Source organism: Halorhodospira sp. M38 (genome assembly GCF_022227985.1).
GTDB classification, from domain to species: Bacteria; Pseudomonadota; Gammaproteobacteria; order Nitrococcales; family Halorhodospiraceae; genus Halorhodospira; species Halorhodospira halophila_A.
Window position 1 is genome coordinate 67,307 of record NZ_JAJNQP010000010.1, and the last position, 17,430, is coordinate 84,736.

Below are 17,430 nucleotides of genomic sequence, written 5' to 3' on the forward strand. Positions count from 1 at the left end.
CCGCGTCCCGCCGCCTTAAAGGCTGGCCTTGAGGGACGCGCCCTGCCGTCGCTGATCGACGGCCTTCTCTTTGTGTTTCAGGACCTGACGGTCAAGCTTGTCCACGAGCACGTCAATGGCTGCATAGAGATCCTCCTCGATGGCATCGGCAAAAACGCGCCCGCCGCCACCCCCGATGTGGATGACCGACTCGGCCTTCTGCTGCTTCTTCTCCACCGTGAGGATCACCTCGGTATCGATGACGTGGTCGAAGTGGCGCTGGATGCGTTGCATCTTCTCGTTCACATGCGCCCGGAGGGCCGGGGTGATCTCGACATGATGCCCACTGAGCTTGATCTGCATACCGCCTCCTGAACCCCTTTGCCGCCGGCGGAGCCGGGGGCCTCAGCGCCCCCGGGCCTCCCTGCGCTCCGCCGACGATGCGATGGACAGGGACTCCCGGTACTTGGCGACCGTCCGACGCGCCACCTGGATCCCCTCCTCATGAAGGATACGCGCAATCGCGCTGTCACTCAGCGGTTTTGCCCGATCCTCCTCGGCGATCAGCCGGCGGATCCGCGCCCGGATCGCCGTCGCCGAAGCCTCTCCGCCGTCGCTGGTCTGCACGTGGCTCGAGAAAAAGTACTTGAACTCGAAGGTGCCCCGCGGGGTGTGCATGTACTTGTTGGTGGTGATGCGGGAGATGGTGGACTCGTGCATCTCCACCGCCTCGGCGATCTCGCGCAGAACCAGTGGTTGCATCGCCTCCTCGCCGTGGTCGAGGAACCCCTGTTGCCGCTCTACGATGGCGCTGGCCACTTTCAGCAAGGTCTCGTTCCTGCTGCGCAGGCTCTTGATCAGCCAGCGCGCCTCTTGGAGATGGTTGCGCAGGCAGTGGTTGTCCGCGCTGCGGTCCGCTCTGCGGATCAGGCTGGCGTAATACGCGTTGACGCGCAAGCGGGGGGCGGTCTCGCCGTTGAGTTCCACCTGCCAGACGCCGTCGCGGCGCACGACGAGGACATCGGGGATGATGTAGTCCGGGGTTGTGTCGCTGATCTGCGAGCCCGGGCGTGGATCGAGGCTCTGGATCAGACCGAGGATGCCGCCGAGGGCATCTTCGCCGACCCCCAGGGCGCGGCCCAGGTCGTCATGGCGGCGTTCGGCGATGAGCTCCAGGTGGTGGAGGAGGGCGTGCTGCGCCTCCGCACGCCAGGGCGTGTCCTCGGGAAGCTGCTCGAGCTGGACGCACAGCGCTTCCTGAGGGTCGCGGGCGGCAACGCCGGTCGGGTCGAGCCGCTGGACACGCTGCAGGACCGCCTCTAGCTCCTCGGCGCTGACTTGCTCGTCGGCCGGACAGCCGGCCAGCAGATCCTCGGTGCTCTGGGTCAGGTAGCCGTCGTCGCCGACGGCGTCGACGATGACCTCGGCGATGGAGCGCTCCCGGGCGGAGAAGGCCTCGAGCTCGATCTGCGCGTGCAGGTGCTGCTGGAGGCTGTCGGAGGCGGCCGGCCGGTTGTCGAGGGTGTCGCGCTGCGCACCCTCGTCGCCGGGGGCGCTCAGTGCCGTGCTGCCGTCGTAGATGTCGTCCCAGGAGGTGTCCAGGGGCAGGTCTTCGGGGATGTCCTCGCCGGCGGGTTCGCTGGCCGGTGCCTCGTCCTCGTGGGGTTCCGTTTCCTGCTGCTCCTGCTCCTGCCCGGGTTCGGCCTCCTCATCGAGCTCGAGCATGAAGTTCGACTCCAGGGCCTGCTGGATCTCGGTGCGCAGCTCCAGGCTGGAGAGTTGCAGCAGCCGGATGGCCTGCTGCAGCTGCGGGGTCATGGTCAGCTGCTGACCGATGCGTAGCTGAAGCGACTGCTTCATGGCCGTGTCCGTTGTGCTTGAAGCATCCGTAGTCCGTCACTCACAGGCGGAAGTCCTCGCCCAGGTACACCTCGCGTACCCGCGGGTTGGCCAGCACGCTCTCGGCGTCCCCGGCGGCCAGCACCTCGCCGTCACTGAGGATGTAGGCGCGTTGCACGATGCCCAGCGTCTCGCGCACGTTATGGTCGGTGATCAGCACGCCGATACCCCGTTGCGCCAGCTGGCGGACGATCCGCTGGATCTCGCCCACCGAGATGGGGTCGACCCCGGCGAATGGCTCATCAAGCAGTATGAACCGCGGATTCGCCGCGAGGGCGCGGGCGATCTCCACGCGCCGGCGCTCGCCCCCGGACAGGGCGATCCCCGGGGAGTCGCGCACGTGGGTCACGCCGAACTCCTCGAGCAGGCGATCCAGCTCCTGCTCGCGCTCAGTGCCGTCCAGGTCGTCGCGCAGCTGCAGGATGGCCCGTACGTTATCCGCAACGCTCAGTTTACGAAAGACCGAGGGTTCCTGGGGGAGGTAGCCGATGCCCAATCGGGCCCGGGCGTGAATGGGCAACCGGGTGAGGTCGTCGCCTTCCAGGGTGATTCGTCCCTCGTCGGCCTGCACCAGGCCGACGACCATGTAAAAGCACGTGGTCTTGCCGGCCCCGTTGGGGCCGAGCAGGCCGACGATCTCACCGTCGGCGACCTCCAGCCCCGCGCCGTTGACCACGGTGCGGCCGCGATAGCGCTTGCTCAGCCCCTCCGCGCGCAGCGTCACCAACGGGTCATTCCTCCTCGCGCCGTGCCGGATACAGGATGGTCCGCGCCCGCTGCCCCTCGGCGCCGCGGGCCTTCATGACCTGCCCCTCCAGGTCGACGTCGATGGTCTCGGCGGTGACTTGATCATCCCCCTGCCAGAGATGTGCATCGCCCTGGAAATGGGCACGTTCGGGACCGCGGGAGTAGTACTCCATGCGTTTCGCCTCGGCATGCACGGGGCGAGGCTGGTTCTCGGGGTGATCGCGGTAGGTGGCCGGCGTGCCGTCGACGTAGACGTGGCTCAGGTCGCCGTCCTCGTCGGTGTAGACCTCCATGCGATCCCCGGTGATGCGCATCTCGCCCCGCGTGAGCACGGCGTCGCCCTCGTAGACGCTGACTCCGGCGACCGCGTCGACATCCACCCGGTCGGCCTCCAGTTCGATCGGTGCCTCGTCGCGCTGGCCCACGGCCGTTGCCGGCAGGGCAGCGGCGAGCAGGGTCGCGGCGACGAGCAGTCCCACGCGGATACGGCTGGCGGCGTCAGTACGCTCCATACGACCCCCGGACGTCGGCGTGCAGGCGCAGGCGATCCGCGCGGTAATCCAGGGTCATCCCGGTTCCGCGCAGGGTGCCGGCCGGCTCGCGAGCGGTGACCGCCTCGACGGTGCGCGCCTCGCCGGCGCGCAGGTCCACCAGCAGGTTGTGGGTGTTGATATCCAGCGGCGGACGCGCCTGCTGGGCCGGACGACGGATGTCCACCTCTTCGAACAGGCGGACTTCCCCGCCCTCGCGTTCGGCGATGCCGAAGGGGGCGCGGGCCTCCCAGAGGACGCCGTCGCGAGAGCGCATGCGCAGGTCGGGGTCGATGATCTCGAGCTCGCCGCGGCCGGGGAAGTGCTCGCCGGTGCGCCCGGAAAGGGCCGCACGGCGCTGCCCCTGCTCGTCGAAATCAACCATGGTAAACCCCTCGAGGAAGAAGTCCGGGCGCTCTTCGGGAGGGGCAGCGGTCTCCGGGGCCGGCGGCGCCGGGTCGCGGGTAAGCAGCAGACCGAGGAGGACGGTCAGGGTGAGGGCTGCTAGGGGGTAGAGGGAGCCGCGGCGCATGGCTCAGCCTTCCGCCCGGCGCAGCATCGGTTCAAGGTGGCCCTGGGCGTGCAGGATCAGCTCGGCCACCTCGCGCACGGCGCCGCGCCCCCCGGGGCGTGCAGTGACCCAGTCGGCCTGGGCGTGCAGCTGGGGGTGGCCGTCGGCCACGGCGACCCCGAAACCGGCCCGGCGGATCGCCGGCAGGTCGATCAGGTCGTCACCGGTGTAGGCGCACGCCTCCGGGGCGAGCCCGAGGCGCTCGGCCACCTCGGTCAGGGCGTCGCCCTTGTCCGAGCGGCCACGCAGGACGTGGCGGACCCCGAGCTCCTCGGCCCGGCGCATGACCGAGTGGCCCCCGCGGGCGGTGATCCAGCCCACCTCGATACCGGCGTCCTGGAGCATGCGCAGCCCCTTCCCGTCGTGGATGTGGAACGCCTGCAGCGGCTCACCGCTGCCGCCGACGAAGACGGTCCCGTCGGTAAGGACGCCATCGACGTCGAACAGGGCGAGGCGCACCGGCTCGGCCCGGCGCAGGACGTCCGGCGTGGGTGCGTCGCAGTAGGGGCGGGGCGGGGTGGTGCTCATACGACTCCGGCGCGCAGCAGGTCGTGCATGTTCAGGGCGCCCACCAGCCGGTCCTCGGCGTCGGTGACCAGCAGGGCATTGATGCGGTGGCGCTCCATGCGCTCGGCGGCCTCGGCGGCGAGCAGATCCGGTGACGCGGTCTGCGGGCTCAGGCTCATCACCGCCTCGATGGGGGTCTGGTGGATGTCGGCCCCGCGGTCCAGGGTCCGGCGCAGGTCGCCGTCGGTGAAGATGCCCAGCACCCGCTGCTCCTCGTCGACGATGGCGGTCATGCCCAACCCCTTGCGGCTGATCTCCAGCAGGGCGTCACGGAGAGCAGTTCCGGGGGCGACGCGGGGGATGCGCTCGCCGGTCTGCATGATGTCCTCGATATGGAGCAGCAGCCGGCGTCCGAGTTTGCCGCCGGGGTGCGAACGGGCAAAGTCCTCGGCGGTGAAGCCGCGCGCATCGAGCAGTGCGACGGCGAGGGCGTCGCCCATGGCCAGGGTGGCCGTCGTGCTTGCCGTGGGCGCCAGCCCGAGAGGGCAGGCCTCCTGTTCGACGCCGACGTTCAGGTGGACCGAGGCAGCCCGGGCCAGGGTCGACTCCGGACGTCCGGTGAGGGCGATCAGCGGCACCCCGAGGCGCTTGATCAGCGGCAGGATGGCGGTGAGCTCGTCGGTCTCGCCGGAGTTCGACAGCGCGATGACCACATCGTCGGGGGTGACCATGCCCAGGTCGCCGTGGCTGGCCTCGCCGGGGTGGACAAAGAACGCCGGTGTCCCGGTGCTCGCCAGGGTGGCGGCCATCTTCGAGCCGATGTGCCCGGACTTGCCCATCCCGGTGACGATCACCCGTCCACGGCAGGCGAGCATGTGCCGGCACGCTTCGCTGAAAGGCTGGTCGATGCGCTCGCCGAGGGCGGCGACGGCATCGGCCTCGAGCTGCAGGACGGCGCGACCGAGGGCCCGGAGTCGCTCGTCGCCTTCTTCCGGGGCGCCTTGATGCCGTTCGATCAGGGTGCGCATGGGCGTCATCCGTCCATTCTACGACATCTGTTCGCCGGATCGGACAACCCCCGGGGCAGAATTGACCACCCCGGCGCGGGGATGGATACTGCCGGTCCCTTTTCCAGAACCGAGTAGGCTGATGGGCGTCGCAGACACCGGCGACGAGATCTTGGCGCGGGTGCGTGGCCTGCGGGTCGAGCGCGGCGGCCGGGCGATCTTCGATGGCGTGGACCTCGACATCCGGCGGGGTCGGGTGACCGCCATCATGGGCCCGAGTGGCACGGGCAAAACCACCCTCCTGCGCGTGCTGGGCGGTCAGCTCCGGCCCGGGGCCGGCTCGGTGGAGGTCATGGGCGAGGAGGTGCCCCGCCTCGGTCGCCAGGCGCTCTATCGCCTGCGTCGGCGCATGGGGGTGCTGTTCCAGAGCGGGGCGCTGTTCACCCACCTGTCAGTCTTCGAGAATGTGGCTTTCCCGCTGCGTGAGCACACCCGGCTCCCCGAATCCCTGCTCGAGACCCTGGTTCTGCTCAAGCTCGAGGCGGTGGGGCTGCGTGGCGCCCGGGAGCTGATGCCGGCGGAGCTCTCCGGCGGCATGGCCCGGCGGGTGGCCCTGGCCCGGGCCATCGCCATGGATCCGGCGATGGTGATGTACGACGAGCCCTTCGCCGGCCAGGACCCGATCACCATGGGGGTGCTGGTGGACCTGATTCGGCGGCTCAACGATGTCCTCGGCCTGACCTCGGTGGTGGTTTCCCACGACGTCCAGGAGACCCTGGCCATCGCGGATTACGTCTACGTACTGGCCGACGGGGCGGTCATCGCCGAGGGCACCCCGGCGGCCCTGCAGGAGGCGCAGTCGGAGTCGCTGCGCCAGTTCATTGATGCCCGGCCGGACGGGCCGGTGCCGTTCCACTATCCGGCGCCCGGGCTGGCCGACGAGCTGATCGGCGGGGGGCGGCGATGACCGGTCTGTTCCAGGCGTTGGGGCAGCGGACCCTGAACGGGCTGCGTGGCCTGGGTGAGGCGGTGCTGCTGATGGGGCGGATCCTGCGGGCCGCTCCCGAGGTGGTGGTGCGTCCGCGGTTGCTCGTCGAACAGATCTACGCCGTGGGCGTGTTGTCGCTGGTGATCATCCTGGTCTCGGCGCTGTTCGTCGGCATGGTGCTCGGCCTGCAGGGGTACTACACCCTGTCGGACTTTGGGGCCACCGAGGCGGTCGGCACCATGGTCGCCCTGTCGCTGGTCCGCGAGCTTGGGCCGGTGGTGACGGCGCTGCTGTTCGCCGGGCGCGCCGGCTCCTCATTGACTGCCGAGGTGGGGCTGATGAAGGCCACCGAGCAGCTTTCGAGCATGGAGATGATGGCCGTCGATCCCGAGCGCCGCATCCTCGCGCCGCGCTTCTTCGCTGCCCTGCTGGCCGTGCCGCTGCTCGCCGCGGTGTTCAGTGCGGTGGGCGTCTTTGGCGGCTACCTGGTGGCCGTGGGGATGGTGGGGATCGACGGCGGTGCCTTCTGGTCCAACATGCAGAACGCGGTCACCGTCCAGGATGATATCTTGAACGGCGTGATCAAGAGCGTCGTCTTCGGCTTTCTGGTCGGCTGGATCGCCCTGCACAAGGGCTACATGGCGGTGCCGACCTCCAGCGGCGTCAGCCGGGCGACGACCCTCAGCGTGGTGCATGCCTCGCTGGCGGTGCTCGGGATCGACTTTCTGCTCACCGCGCTGATGTTCGACTGACGGAGCATAGGGTATGAGTCAGCGGCTCATGGAGATCTGGGTCGGCGTGTTCGTGGCCATCGGCCTGGCGGCGATGATGGTCCTGGCCCTGCAGGTCAGCGGCCTGACCGAGCTGCGCCAGCCGCCCAGCTATTATGTGACTGCCAAGTTCGACAATATCGGCAGCCTGCGCGAGAAGGCGCCGGTGAGCATGGCCGGGGTGCGGGTGGGGCGGGTCGAGGCGATCCGGCTCGATCCGGACAGCCACCAGGCCGAGGTCAAGATGCGCATCAACGAACGCTTCGGTGCCATCCCGGCGGACAGTGCGGCGGCCATCTACACCGCCGGTCTGCTCGGCGAGCAGTACGTGGGGCTGGAGCCGGGGTGGGAGACCGAGCCTCTGGCCGATGGCGATCGGATCACCGAGACCCAGTCGGCCGTGGTCCTCGAGCGGATCATCGGCCAGTTCGTCACCAGCATGCAGGATTGAACTCGCCGCGCGGGCGAGGGAGGCAGGATCGATGGACAAGGTGAATCGGTGGGGACGTTCCCTGGCGCTGATGCTCGCTCTGGCGCTGGCGCTGGCGCTGGGCGCCGGTCAGGCGGTGGCCAAGCCGGACCCGCGCCAGGTGGTCGAGGAGGTGACCGACGAGGTGCTGCGGGTGCTCGAGGAGCACGGCGAGGAGATCGCCGGCGACCCGGTGGCGCTCTACGACAAGCTGGCCCCGGTGGTCGAGCCGCACATCGACTACGACCGGATCGGCGCGCGCATCCTCGGGCCGCACTGGCGGGACGCCGACGAGCAGACCCGTGAGCGGTTCGTGACCGAGTTCCAGCGCAGCCTGCTGCGCACCTACGCCTCGAGCATGGAGGACTACCAGGGGGTCGACGTGCGCATCCTCGGTAGCCGCCAGCGCGACGGCGGGGTGCAGGTGGGTATGGAGGTTGGCTCCGGCGACAGCCGCGCGCGCATCCTCTACCGCCTCGAAGAGCGCGAGGACGCCTGGAAGCTGGTGGATGTCACCGCCGAGGGCGTGAGCATGATCCACAACTACCGCGAGGACTTCCGCTCGCGGCTGCGTGATCGCGATCTGGAAACCGTGATCGAGGAGATGGCGCAGCGCAACCGGGAGATCGGATTCGAATGACCCGGACGGCCCTCGTCAATGGGGCGGACGGGCGCTGGCGTGTCACCGGGCGCCTGGAGTTCGATACCGTGGGGGAGCTGTGGGTGCAGGGCATGGAGCGGTTCGCCGTTGAGGGCGGGGCCTGCGAGATCGATCTGGCCGAGGTGGAGCGGACCGACAGCGCCGGTGTTGCGCTCCTGATCGACTGGACCCGGCAAGCCCGGGGGCGGGGCGGGCGGCTGCGCCTTTGCCATGTTCCCGAGCAGATGCTGGCCATTGTCCGGGCCAGCGGGGCCGGGTCGGTGCTGGAAATCGCCGACGTCCCGGCCTGAATCCGCTATAATCGTCCGCCTTCGCGGGGAGCCCGCGGTCCGTTTCCGGAGGGGATCGCCCCATGATGCAGCCAGAAGAGATCGAACGCCTGATCCAGGAACAGCTCAGCGATGTTCGGGTGGAGGTCAGTGGTGACGGTCGCCACTTCCGTGCCTTCATCGTCAGCCCCGACTTCCAGGGGCTGTCGCGCATCCAGCGCCACCGCCTGGTCAATCGCGCCCTGCGCGCCCACATCGATGACGATACCCTGCACGCCATCTCCATGCGGACCCTGACGCCCCCGGAGCACGAGCAACAGCAGAAGGCGGGGTAGGCCGATGGAGCGACTGCTCATCCGCGGCGGCAACCCCCTGCGCGGCGACATCCGTATCTCCGGAGCGAAGAATGCGGCCCTGCCGGTCATGGCGGCGACCCTGCTGGCCGACGGGCCGACCACCGTCGGTAACATCCCGCACCTGCACGACGTCACCACCACCATGGAGCTGCTCGGGCGCATGGGCGTGGAGCTGACCGTGCACGAGGGGATGGAGGTCGAGGTCAACACCGCGACCATCGACAGCTTTCGGGCCCCCTACGAGCTGGTCAAGACGATGCGTGCCTCGATCCTGGTGCTCGGGCCGTTGCTGGCGCGTTTCGGCCGGGCCGAGGTGTCGCTGCCCGGCGGCTGCGCCATCGGCTCGCGTCCGGTCAACATCCACGTGGATGGGCTGCGCGCCATGGGCGCCGAGATCGAGGTGCGCGATGGCTACATCAAGGGGCACGCCGACCGACTCCGGGGGGCGCACATCCGCATGGATGTCTCGACGGTCACCGGCACGGAGAATCTGATGATGGCGGCCGCCCTGGCCCGTGGTACCACGGTGCTGGAGAACGCCGCCCGCGAGCCCGAGGTGATCAATCTGGCGGACTGCATCAACGCCATGGGCGGGCACGTCCAGGGGGCGGGCACGTCGACCCTGACCATCGAAGGGGTTGAGACCCTGCGCGGGGTGCACCACCGGGTGCTGCCGGATCGCATCGAGACCGGCACTTACCTGGTGGCCGCGGCCATGACCGGTGGTGAGGTGCGGCTCAAGGATACCGCACCGGAGCTCGTGGAGTCGGTCCTGGGCAAGCTCCGCGAGAGCGGAGCGGAGGTGGCCACCGGGCGCGACTGGGTGACGCTGCGCATGGATGGTCGCCCCCGCGCCGTGAACCTGGAGACCGCTCCGTACCCCGGGTTCCCCACCGACATGCAGGCGCAGTTCTGCGCGCTGAACGCGATCTCCACCGGGGTCGGGACGGTGACCGAGACCGTCTTCGAGAATCGCTTCATGCACTGCCTGGAGATGCAACGCATGGGTGCCGACATCCAGATCGAAGGCCCCCGGGCGCGCATCCGCGGCGTCGAGCAGCTGACCGCAGCACCGGTGATCGCCACCGACCTGCGCGCCTCGGCAAGCCTGGTGCTGGCCGGGCTGGTGGCCGAGGGAGAGACGCGGGTGGACCGGATCTACCATATCGACCGGGGCTACGAGTGTATCGAGGAGAAGCTGGCGCAGCTCGGCGCCGATATCCAGCGTGTCCCCGACTGACGACGGAGACCGACCGAATACCATGAGCCGAATCCTGACCCTGGCCCTGTCCAAGGGACGCATCCTGGAAGAGACCCTGCCGCTGCTCGCCCGCTGCGGGATCGAGCCCGCCGAGGATCCGGACGCCAGCCGCAAGCTGATCATCGGGACCAACCGCGAGGATGTGCGGCTGCTCGTGGTGCGCGCCTCGGACGTGCCGACCTACGTCGAGCACGGCGGCGCCGACCTCGGCGTGGCCGGGCGGGACGTGCTCCTCGAGCACGGTGGTGACGGCCTCTACGACCCGGTGGATCTGGGCATCGCCCGGTGCCGGCTGATGGTGGCCGGGCCGCCGGACGGTCCGCCCCCCGGGCGTCGTCCGCGCGTGGCCACCAAGTTCGTCCATCTGGCGCGCCAGCACTTCGCTGCGCAGGGCCGCCAGGCCGAGATCATCAAACTCTACGGCTCCATGGAGCTGGCGCCGTTGGTTGGCATGGCCGATCTCATCGTGGACCTGGTCGACACCGGGAACACCCTGCGCGCCAACGGGCTGGCGCCGCTCGAGGAGATCATGCCGATCAGCTCGCGGTTGGTCGTCAACAAGGCGTCGCTGAAGACCAGCCCGCGCAGGCTGGGGACGCTGATCGACGATCTGGCTGCGGCGGCGCGCGCCAAGGACACCAGTTAGCTTTATCGCGAGGGGGAACCATGGTCGACATCAAGCGGCTGAGCACCACGCAACCCGACTTCTGGGACAGCCTCGATGCCCTGACGAGCTGGGGCAGTCATCCGGGCGCTTCCATCGAGCAGCGGGTCGCCGAGGTGGTCGAGGGCGTGCGCACCGGCGGTGACGCAGCCGTGCTGGACTATACCCGGCGGTTCGATGGTCGGGAGGTGGACTCGATGGCGGCCCTGGAGATTCCAGCCGAGGAGGTGGCGGCGGCCCACGAGCAGGTGGCCCCCGAGATGCGCGAGGCGCTGGAACAGGCCGCCGCGCGGATTCGCGACTACGCCGGGCGCCAGCGCCTGGAGTCCTGGGTCTACGAGGATGCCGACGGCAATCGCCTCGGCCAGCAGGTGACGGCCCTCGACCGGGTCGGCGTCTACGTCCCCGGTGGCAAGGCCGCCTACCCCTCGTCGGTGCTGATGAATGCCGTCCCCGCCCGGGTGGCCGGGGTGCAGGAGATCGTCATGACTGTTCCGGCCCCGGGGGGTGAGCTGTCGCCGCTTGTGCTGGCCGCTGCCCACGTCGCCGGGGTCGACCGCATCTTCACCCTGGGCGGGGCGCAGGCGGTGGCGGCGCTGGCTTACGGCACCGAGACCGTGCCCGCCGTGGACAAGGTCGTCGGTCCCGGCAATGCTTACGTGGCCGAGGCCAAGCGACGGGTCTACGGGGTGGTGGGCATCGACATGATCGCCGGCCCCTCCGAGGTGCTGATCATCAGCGACGGTCAGGCCGACCCCGAGTGGATCGCCATGGACCTGTTCTCCCAGGCCGAGCACGACGAGGAGGCCCAGGCCCTGCTGGTCTGCCCCGATTTCGTCTTCCTCGACCAGGTGCAGGCGGCCATGGAGCGCCTGCTGCCGGACATGGAACGCTCCGAGATCATCCGCACCTCGCTGGCCGAGCGCGGGGCGCTGATCTGCGTCCGCGATCTTGAGGAGGCGCAGCGGGTGGCCAACTATGTGGCCCCCGAGCACCTAGAGCTGTCCGTTACCGAGCCCGACCGGTTGGCCGAGGGGATCCGCCACGCCGGGGCGATCTTCCTGGGGCACTACAGCGCCGAGTCGTTGGGTGATTACTGCGCCGGCCCCAACCATACGCTGCCGACCTCGCGGACAGCGCGCTTCGCTTCGCCCCTGGGGGTTTATGACTTCCAGAAGCGTTCCACCACCCTGGCTTGCTCCCCCGCCGGCGCCGCGGCGCTGGCCGGAACCGCCGCAGTGATGGCCCGCGGCGAGGGGCTGACCGCTCATGCCCGGTCGGCGGAGTATCGTGGTCAGGCGGAGGAGAGCAACGGTGACTGAGGTCGAGGCGCGGGTCGCCCGCTGGGTGCGGCCGCAGGTGCAGGCGCTGGAGGCCTATCAGGTCGCCGAGCCGGGCAGGGCGATCAAGCTCGACGCCATGGAGAGCCCCTGGGCCTGGCCCGGGGCCCTGGAGGAGGCCTGGCTCGAGCGGATGCGCTCGGTGGCGGTAAACCGCTACCCGGATCCGGCAGCGCGGCAGCTGAAGGCGCTGTTGCGAGAGAGCCTGGGCGTGCCGAAGGGTGCCGATTTGCTGCTCGGCAATGGCTCCGACGAACTCATCCAGCTCATCGATCTGGCAGTGGCCGGCAGCGGGCGCACCGTCATGGCGCCGGGGCCGAGCTTTGCCATGTACCGGATCATCGCCAACCTCACCGGGGCCGAGTACGTGGAAGTGCCCCTGGGGCCGGAGTTCGGGCTCGACCTCCCGGCCACCCTGGAGACCGCTTCGGTGCATTGTCCCGCGGTCACCTACCTGGCCCACCCCAACAATCCCACCGGCAACGGCCTGGACCTCGATGCCGTGGCCGAGCTGGTGGCGCAGAGCGACGGGCTGGTGGTGGTCGACGAGGCCTACGCACCCTACGCCGACAGCAGCTTCCTCCCGCGGGTGCTCGAGTTCCCCAACTGTATGGTGCTACGCACCCTCTCCAAGGTCGGCCTGGCCGGGTTGCGGGTCGGGGTACTGATCGGTCATCCGGCCTGGATCGAGCAGCTGGAGAAAGGCCGTCTGCCCTACAATCTGGGCAGCCTGGCGCAGGCCAGTGCCGCCTTCGCCGTCGAGCACCAGGAGGCACTGGACCGCGCCGTGGCCCATGTCCTCGCCGAGCGGGCCCGTCTGGTCGAGGAGCTGCCGGCGGTGCCCGGGGTGGAGTACGTGGCCCCGACCGAGACCAACTTCCTCACCTTCCGCGTTCCTCAGGGCAGTGCTGACGCCGTTCACCGCGGGCTGCTGGATCGAGGGGTGCTGATCAAGCGCCTGCATGGCAGCCATCCGCGCCTGGAAGACTGCCTGCGCGTGACCGTTGGCCGGCCGGAGGAGAACAACCGCTTCCTCGAGGCGCTGGCCGAGACGCTTGCCGTCGCGGTGTAAGGGGCGCCCCCCGCCCCCCGGGGGGGGGGGGGGGGGGGGGGCGGGGCCCCTCAGCGCCGGCCGGGTCGGCTGGGCTGCTGCATGTCGGGGCGTTCGCCCAGTGTGACGGAGGTCGAGAACGGCTCTTGGTCGCGGTAGCCGGCGACCTCCATCTCGGTACCGGGTGCCGCCTCGCTGGCGGCCTGCAGCAGGTCCTGGACGTCGCGGATGCGCTGTTCGCCGAGTTGGATGATGATATCGCCGGCCTGCAGGCCGGCCTGATCCGCCGGGCCCCGGGGCAGGACGTGGGTGATCGCCACGCCCTCGGTATCCGGCGGGTGCCCGAAGGATTCGGCGAGCGCCGGCGTCAGTCGCTGCGCCTGCACCCCGAGCCAGCCGCGTACCACGCGGCCGTACTGGATCAGGTCGGCCATCACCGCCTGGGCGATCCCCGCTGGAATGGCAAAACCGATGCCCTGGGAGCCGCCGCTGCCGCTGAAGATCGCGGTGTTGATCCCCACCAGCCGGCCTTCGGCGTCGACCAGCGCGCCGCCGGAGTTGCCCGGGTTGATCGCGGCATCGGTCTGCAGGAAGTTCTCGAAGGTCGACAGCCCCAGTTGGTCGCGTCCGGTGGCGCTGATGATCCCGTGGGTCACGGTCTGCCCGACGCCGAAGGGGTTGCCGATGGCCAGCACGACATCGCCGACGCGCACCCGCTCGTCCCGGGCGAAGGTGATCACCGGCAGCCGCTCGGCCTCGATGCGCAGTACCGCCAGGTCGGTCTCCGGGTCGCGGCCGACCACCGTGGCCGCCTTCTGGCGCCCGTCGGCGAGCAGTACCTGGATCTGATCGGCCTCGTCGATGACGTGGTGATTGGTGACGACGTAACCGTCCTCGGCGACGATGACCCCGGAGCCGAGGCTGGTTTCGGTGCGCTGGCGCTCGCGGGTGGGCGGCTCGCCGAAGAAGCGCCGGAACAGCGGATCATCGAACCCGGGCGGTACCAGCTGCTCGGTGACCTGCTTGACGGTGAAGATGTTCACCACCGCGGGCGCGGCCCGCTCGACGGCGTCGGCATAGGAAACCGGGCCCTGCCCGGTGGGGGTGGCCTCGGGTGCGTCATTTGGTCGCGCCGGCGGCGGGGTCTCGCGGTCGTCGTCCGCGGTGATCTCGACGCGCGGCGTCAGCGGCCCGAGTAGGTCGGGGTTGACCCACACGATGACCAGTGCCAAGACCAGGCCCAGCCCGGTGTAGCCGACAAGAAAGCGGATCCACTCGGGCCCCTGCAGGCCCAATGGCCGCCACCCGGATCGTCCTGCTAGCCTCATGAGAACGCCTGCATTGAGAATCGGGAACATGGTGCATCGAAACCGCCTTGAAGCATACCTGAACGAGCTGCTCACCCCGGCTGAGTACACCGACTACGCGCCCAATGGCCTGCAGGTGGAAGGGTGCGAGGAGATCGCCACGGTGGTCACCGGGGTGACCGCCAGTGCCGCCCTGGTGGAAGCGGCGTGCGATCTCGACGCCGACGCCTTGATCGTCCACCACGGCTACTTCTGGAAGGGCGAGGATCCGCGGGTGGTGGGCATGAAGGCCCGCCGTCTGCGGCGGCTTATCGGGGCGGGGGTCAACCTCTTCGCTTACCATCTGCCCCTGGACGTGCACCCCGAGCTGGGCAACAACGCCGGGTTGGCGCGCCTGCTGGGGCTGCAGACCGACGGCCGGCACGCTGCCAAGGGGGTGCCCGGGTTGCTCTGGTCCGGGGCGCTGCCCGGGGCGGAAACCCCGGTGGCCTTCGCCGCGCGGCTCGAGCAGGCGCTGGGTCGGGCGCCGCTTCACGTCGACGGGGGGCCGGCGGCCATCCGCCGGGTCGCCTGGTGCAGTGGCGGGGCCGACGGCTTGATCGACCAGGCGGCGGATCTCGGCGTGGACGCCTTTATCTCCGGTGAGCTCTCGGAGCCCACTACCCACGTCGCCCGGGAGCGGGGGCTCCATTATCTGGCCGCCGGGCACCATGCCACCGAGCGCAGCGGCGTGCAGGCGCTGGGGTCGCATCTGGCCGAAGCCCTCGGCCTGGACCACCACTACGTGGAGATCGATAACCCGGCCTAGACATGACGTATCACGGTCAATGTAATAGCCTATCGGCAAACCCGGGGGTGTCCGGGCGGCCAGTCGCTGCCTTGACGCCTGGCGATGCGATGTACGAAGCTTACGCGCTGCTTGTATACCCCGTATCCCCGGACACGGCAGGGAGCCGCGACGGGCGGGCGTGTCGGGTGCGGGGGACCAGGACCGGGGAGCTGTCGGTGCCGCAGGACCGGCTCCCGGAGGACACTAAGCTCGTCATCGGCGAGGATACCGAAGACGAAGAGGAGGGCGCGGCGTGATGAACCGTCTCAATCTCAGCGGTCTGCAGCAGTGGATGGATGACCGCTATCCCATGACGAGTACTTGGCGGTACCACATGACCGAGTACTACGTCCCCAAGAACGTCAACTGGTGGTACCTGTTCGGATCGCTCTCGATCCTGGTTCTTGTGATCCAGATCGTGTCCGGCATCTGGCTGATGTTCTACTACCAGCCCTCCGTCGAGCGCGCATTCTCCTCAGTGGAGTTCATCATGCGCGACGTGGACTGGGGCTGGTTGATGCGCTACATGCACACGACGGGCGCATCGGCGTTCTTCCTGGTCGTGTACCTGCACATGTTCCGGGGGCTGCTCTACGGCTCCTATAAGAAGCCGCGCGAACTCCTCTGGATCACCGGCGTGCTCATCTACCTCGTCTTGATGACCGAGGCGTTCATGGGCTACGTGCTGCCCTGGGGGCAGATGTCGTACTGGGCGGCGCAGGTGATCATCGCCCTGGCGGGTGTCATCCCGGTGGTCGGTGACGAGCTGGTGATCTGGCTGCAGGGCGGCTTCGTCGTCAACGAGGCGACGCTGGGCCGGCTCTTCGCCCTCCATGTGGTGGCACTGCCGCTGGTCCTGATCGCGCTGGTCTTCGTCCACATCGTCGCCCTGCACCATGTCGGCTCCAGCAGCCCCGACGGCGTCGAGATCAAGCAGAACAAGGACGAGAACGGCAAGCCGATCGACGGTGTCGGGTTCCACCCGTATGTCACGGTCAAGGACATGTTCGGCTGGGGCATCTTCCTGATCCTGTTCTGCGCGGTGATGTTCTTCGCGCCGACCTTCGGTGGCTATTTCATCGAGGCGCCGAACTTCCAGGAGGCCAACCCGCTGCAGACGCCCGAGGTGATCCATCCGATCTGGTACTTCACGGCGTGGTACGCCATGCTGCAGTCGATCCCGAGCGAGGCCCTGGGCGTGATCGTCATGCTGGCGGCGCCTGGCATCCTGCTCTTCCTGCCCTGGATCGACCGCAGCCCGGTGAAGTCCATCCGCTATCGCGGTCTCGGCTTCAAGATCGCGCTGACCGCCTTCACAGTGTCCTTCCTGGTGCTGACCTGGGCCGGGATGGAGGAGCCCACGGGCCTGCCGATCCTGCTGAGCCAGATCTCGACCGTGATCTACTTCGGGTTCTTCGTCTTCCTCTGGGTCTACACCTACTACGGGTTCGAGAAGACGAAGCCTGTTCCGGAAAGGGTGACCGTCTGACATGAGCATGAAAAAGAAGACCGGAATCGCACTGGGCGCATTCCTCACCCTGGCCTTCACCGGCGCGGTGAAGGCCGAGGTGGGGATGATGGAGCCGAACATCAGCCATCACGACCGGGAGTCCATCCGCAAGGGCGCCGAACTCTTCGCCGACTACTGCGTCGGCTGCCACTCGGTGGAGTACCTGCGCTACCAGCGGCTGGCCGATGACGTCGGCCAGGACGAGGACTGGGTCGAAGAGAAGATCATGCGCGGCAACTTCGAGTTGCACGAGCCGATCATCTCGCCCATGGATCCCGAGGACGGCGAGAACTGGTTCGGGCTGACGCCGCCGGATCTCTCCCTGACCTCCCGGGTGGAGGGCGATGACTGGATCTATACCTACCTCAACACCTTCTACGTCGATGAAGACGCCGAGGTGGGTTACAACAACTACGTCCAGGAAGGCACCTCCATGCCGCACATCCTGTTCGCCCTGCAGGGTGATCAGAAAGCGGTCAGGGACGACGATGGCAACATCGTCGACTTCGAGATCATCGAGGGTGCCGAGGGCAAGCTGAGCGAAGAGGAGTACCGCGAGGTCACCGCGCAGCTGACGGCGTTCCTGTCCTACGCCGGTGAGCCCATCCGGGCGGACCGCGAGCGGATGGGGGTCTGGGTGATCCTCTTCCTGATCGTCATGACCGGTGTCTTCTATCTCCTGTACAAGGAGTTCTGGCGAGATATCAAGAAGTGA

General features: G+C 68.7%; 22 protein-coding genes. 14 read left to right on the forward strand and 8 right to left on the reverse strand.

Features of this window, described 5'->3' with window-relative positions:
- Positions 1-15 precede the first annotated feature (15 nt).
- Genes hpf through LRA98_RS07890 form a run of 7 tightly spaced genes read right to left on the reverse strand, consistent with a single transcriptional unit; the run spans position 16 to position 5,270 of the window.
- The gene (gene hpf / locus LRA98_RS07860) at positions 16-342 is read right to left on the reverse strand and encodes a ribosome hibernation-promoting factor, HPF/YfiA family (RefSeq protein ID WP_201172697.1); all 327 of its coding nucleotides are present in this window, start codon (positions 340-342) and stop codon (positions 16-18) included.
- A 42-nt stretch (positions 343-384) separates the two neighbouring features.
- A complete protein-coding gene (locus LRA98_RS07865) occupies positions 385-1,839 on the reverse strand; it encodes an RNA polymerase factor sigma-54 (RefSeq protein ID WP_201172695.1) in 1,455 nt (484 codons plus the stop codon).
- A 40-nt stretch (positions 1,840-1,879) separates the two neighbouring features.
- On the reverse strand, positions 1,880-2,605 hold the full coding sequence (gene lptB, locus LRA98_RS07870) for an LPS export ABC transporter ATP-binding protein (protein WP_201172693.1): 726 nt from the start codon (positions 2,603-2,605) through the stop codon (positions 1,880-1,882).
- Between the two features lie 4 nt (positions 2,606-2,609).
- Positions 2,610-3,137 (reverse strand): lipopolysaccharide transport periplasmic protein LptA, encoded by a 528-nt coding sequence (gene lptA / locus LRA98_RS07875; RefSeq protein WP_238633528.1) that lies wholly within the window; start codon positions 3,135-3,137, stop codon positions 2,610-2,612.
- Positions 3,124-3,687 carry an LPS export ABC transporter periplasmic protein LptC gene (gene lptC, locus LRA98_RS07880; RefSeq protein ID WP_238633529.1) on the reverse strand — a complete coding sequence of 188 codons (564 nt, stop codon included), beginning with the start codon at positions 3,685-3,687 and terminating at the stop codon, positions 3,124-3,126. The genes lptA and lptC overlap by 14 nt, the downstream gene beginning before the upstream one ends.
- A 3-nt stretch (positions 3,688-3,690) precedes the next feature.
- A complete protein-coding gene (locus LRA98_RS07885; RefSeq protein WP_238633530.1) occupies positions 3,691-4,254 on the reverse strand; it encodes a KdsC family phosphatase in 564 nt (187 codons plus the stop codon).
- Entirely contained in the window at positions 4,251-5,270 is a 1,020-nt protein-coding gene (locus tag LRA98_RS07890) for a KpsF/GutQ family sugar-phosphate isomerase (protein WP_238633531.1), read from the reverse strand. Before LRA98_RS07890 ends, LRA98_RS07885 begins: the two co-directional genes overlap by 4 nt.
- 112 nt (positions 5,271-5,382) lie before the next feature.
- On the opposite strand from LRA98_RS07890, the gene LRA98_RS07895 reads away from it, so the two are divergent.
- The 10 genes from LRA98_RS07895 to hisC all read left to right on the forward strand — a co-directional run bounded on the left by LRA98_RS07895 (position 5,383) and on the right by hisC (position 13,090).
- Positions 5,383-6,207 carry an ABC transporter ATP-binding protein gene (locus LRA98_RS07895; RefSeq protein WP_201172663.1) on the forward strand — a complete coding sequence of 275 codons (825 nt, stop codon included), beginning with the start codon at positions 5,383-5,385 and terminating at the stop codon, positions 6,205-6,207.
- Positions 6,204-6,980, forward strand: a complete 777-nt coding sequence (mlaE, locus tag LRA98_RS07900) for a lipid asymmetry maintenance ABC transporter permease subunit MlaE (RefSeq protein WP_238633532.1) — start codon at positions 6,204-6,206, stop codon at positions 6,978-6,980. The genes LRA98_RS07895 and mlaE overlap by 4 nt, the downstream gene beginning before the upstream one ends.
- A gap of 13 nt (positions 6,981-6,993) precedes the next feature.
- Positions 6,994-7,449: an outer membrane lipid asymmetry maintenance protein MlaD gene (gene mlaD / locus LRA98_RS07905; RefSeq protein WP_238633533.1), complete on the forward strand. Its 456-nt coding sequence runs from the start codon at positions 6,994-6,996 to the stop codon at positions 7,447-7,449.
- A 31-nt stretch (positions 7,450-7,480) separates the two neighbouring features.
- Positions 7,481-8,107 carry an MlaC/ttg2D family ABC transporter substrate-binding protein gene (locus LRA98_RS07910; protein ID WP_238633534.1) on the forward strand — a complete coding sequence of 209 codons (627 nt, stop codon included), beginning with the start codon at positions 7,481-7,483 and terminating at the stop codon, positions 8,105-8,107.
- Positions 8,104-8,418, forward strand: a complete 315-nt coding sequence (locus tag LRA98_RS07915) for an STAS domain-containing protein (protein ID WP_238633535.1) — start codon at positions 8,104-8,106, stop codon at positions 8,416-8,418. The genes LRA98_RS07910 and LRA98_RS07915 overlap by 4 nt, the downstream gene beginning before the upstream one ends.
- Before the next feature lie 62 nt (positions 8,419-8,480).
- Entirely contained in the window at positions 8,481-8,732 is a 252-nt protein-coding gene (locus tag LRA98_RS07920; protein WP_201172648.1) for a BolA family protein, read from the forward strand.
- A 4-nt stretch (positions 8,733-8,736) separates the two neighbouring features.
- Positions 8,737-9,993 carry a UDP-N-acetylglucosamine 1-carboxyvinyltransferase gene (murA, locus tag LRA98_RS07925; RefSeq protein ID WP_201172646.1) on the forward strand — a complete coding sequence of 419 codons (1,257 nt, stop codon included), beginning with the start codon at positions 8,737-8,739 and terminating at the stop codon, positions 9,991-9,993.
- 22 nt (positions 9,994-10,015) lie between these two features.
- On the forward strand, positions 10,016-10,660 hold the full coding sequence (hisG, locus tag LRA98_RS07930; protein ID WP_201172634.1) for an ATP phosphoribosyltransferase: 645 nt from the start codon (positions 10,016-10,018) through the stop codon (positions 10,658-10,660).
- Between the two features lie 20 nt (positions 10,661-10,680).
- Positions 10,681-12,000 carry a histidinol dehydrogenase gene (hisD, locus tag LRA98_RS07935; protein ID WP_238633536.1) on the forward strand — a complete coding sequence of 440 codons (1,320 nt, stop codon included), beginning with the start codon at positions 10,681-10,683 and terminating at the stop codon, positions 11,998-12,000.
- A complete protein-coding gene (hisC, locus tag LRA98_RS07940; protein ID WP_238633537.1) occupies positions 11,993-13,090 on the forward strand; it encodes a histidinol-phosphate transaminase in 1,098 nt (365 codons plus the stop codon). Before hisD ends, hisC begins: the two co-directional genes overlap by 8 nt.
- Before the next feature lie 50 nt (positions 13,091-13,140).
- On the opposite strand, the gene LRA98_RS07945 is transcribed toward hisC, so the two are convergent.
- Positions 13,141-14,397 carry a trypsin-like peptidase domain-containing protein gene (locus LRA98_RS07945; RefSeq protein WP_201172619.1) on the reverse strand — a complete coding sequence of 419 codons (1,257 nt, stop codon included), beginning with the start codon at positions 14,395-14,397 and terminating at the stop codon, positions 13,141-13,143.
- 28 nt (positions 14,398-14,425) lie between these two features.
- On the opposite strand from LRA98_RS07945, the gene LRA98_RS07950 reads away from it, so the two are divergent.
- From LRA98_RS07950 to LRA98_RS07965, 4 genes are all read left to right on the forward strand, one after another.
- Entirely contained in the window at positions 14,426-15,184 is a 759-nt protein-coding gene (locus LRA98_RS07950; RefSeq protein ID WP_201172616.1) for a Nif3-like dinuclear metal center hexameric protein, read from the forward strand.
- Positions 15,185-15,273: 89 nt separating this feature from the next.
- Positions 15,274-15,462 (forward strand): hypothetical protein, encoded by a 189-nt coding sequence (locus LRA98_RS07955; protein WP_201172609.1) that lies wholly within the window; start codon positions 15,274-15,276, stop codon positions 15,460-15,462.
- Positions 15,462-16,694 carry a cytochrome b gene (locus tag LRA98_RS07960; RefSeq protein WP_201242360.1) on the forward strand — a complete coding sequence of 411 codons (1,233 nt, stop codon included), beginning with the start codon at positions 15,462-15,464 and terminating at the stop codon, positions 16,692-16,694. Before LRA98_RS07955 ends, LRA98_RS07960 begins: the two co-directional genes overlap by 1 nt.
- A 1-nt stretch (position 16,695) precedes the next feature.
- The gene (locus tag LRA98_RS07965; protein ID WP_201242362.1) at positions 16,696-17,430 is read left to right on the forward strand and encodes a cytochrome c1; all 735 of its coding nucleotides are present in this window, start codon (positions 16,696-16,698) and stop codon (positions 17,428-17,430) included.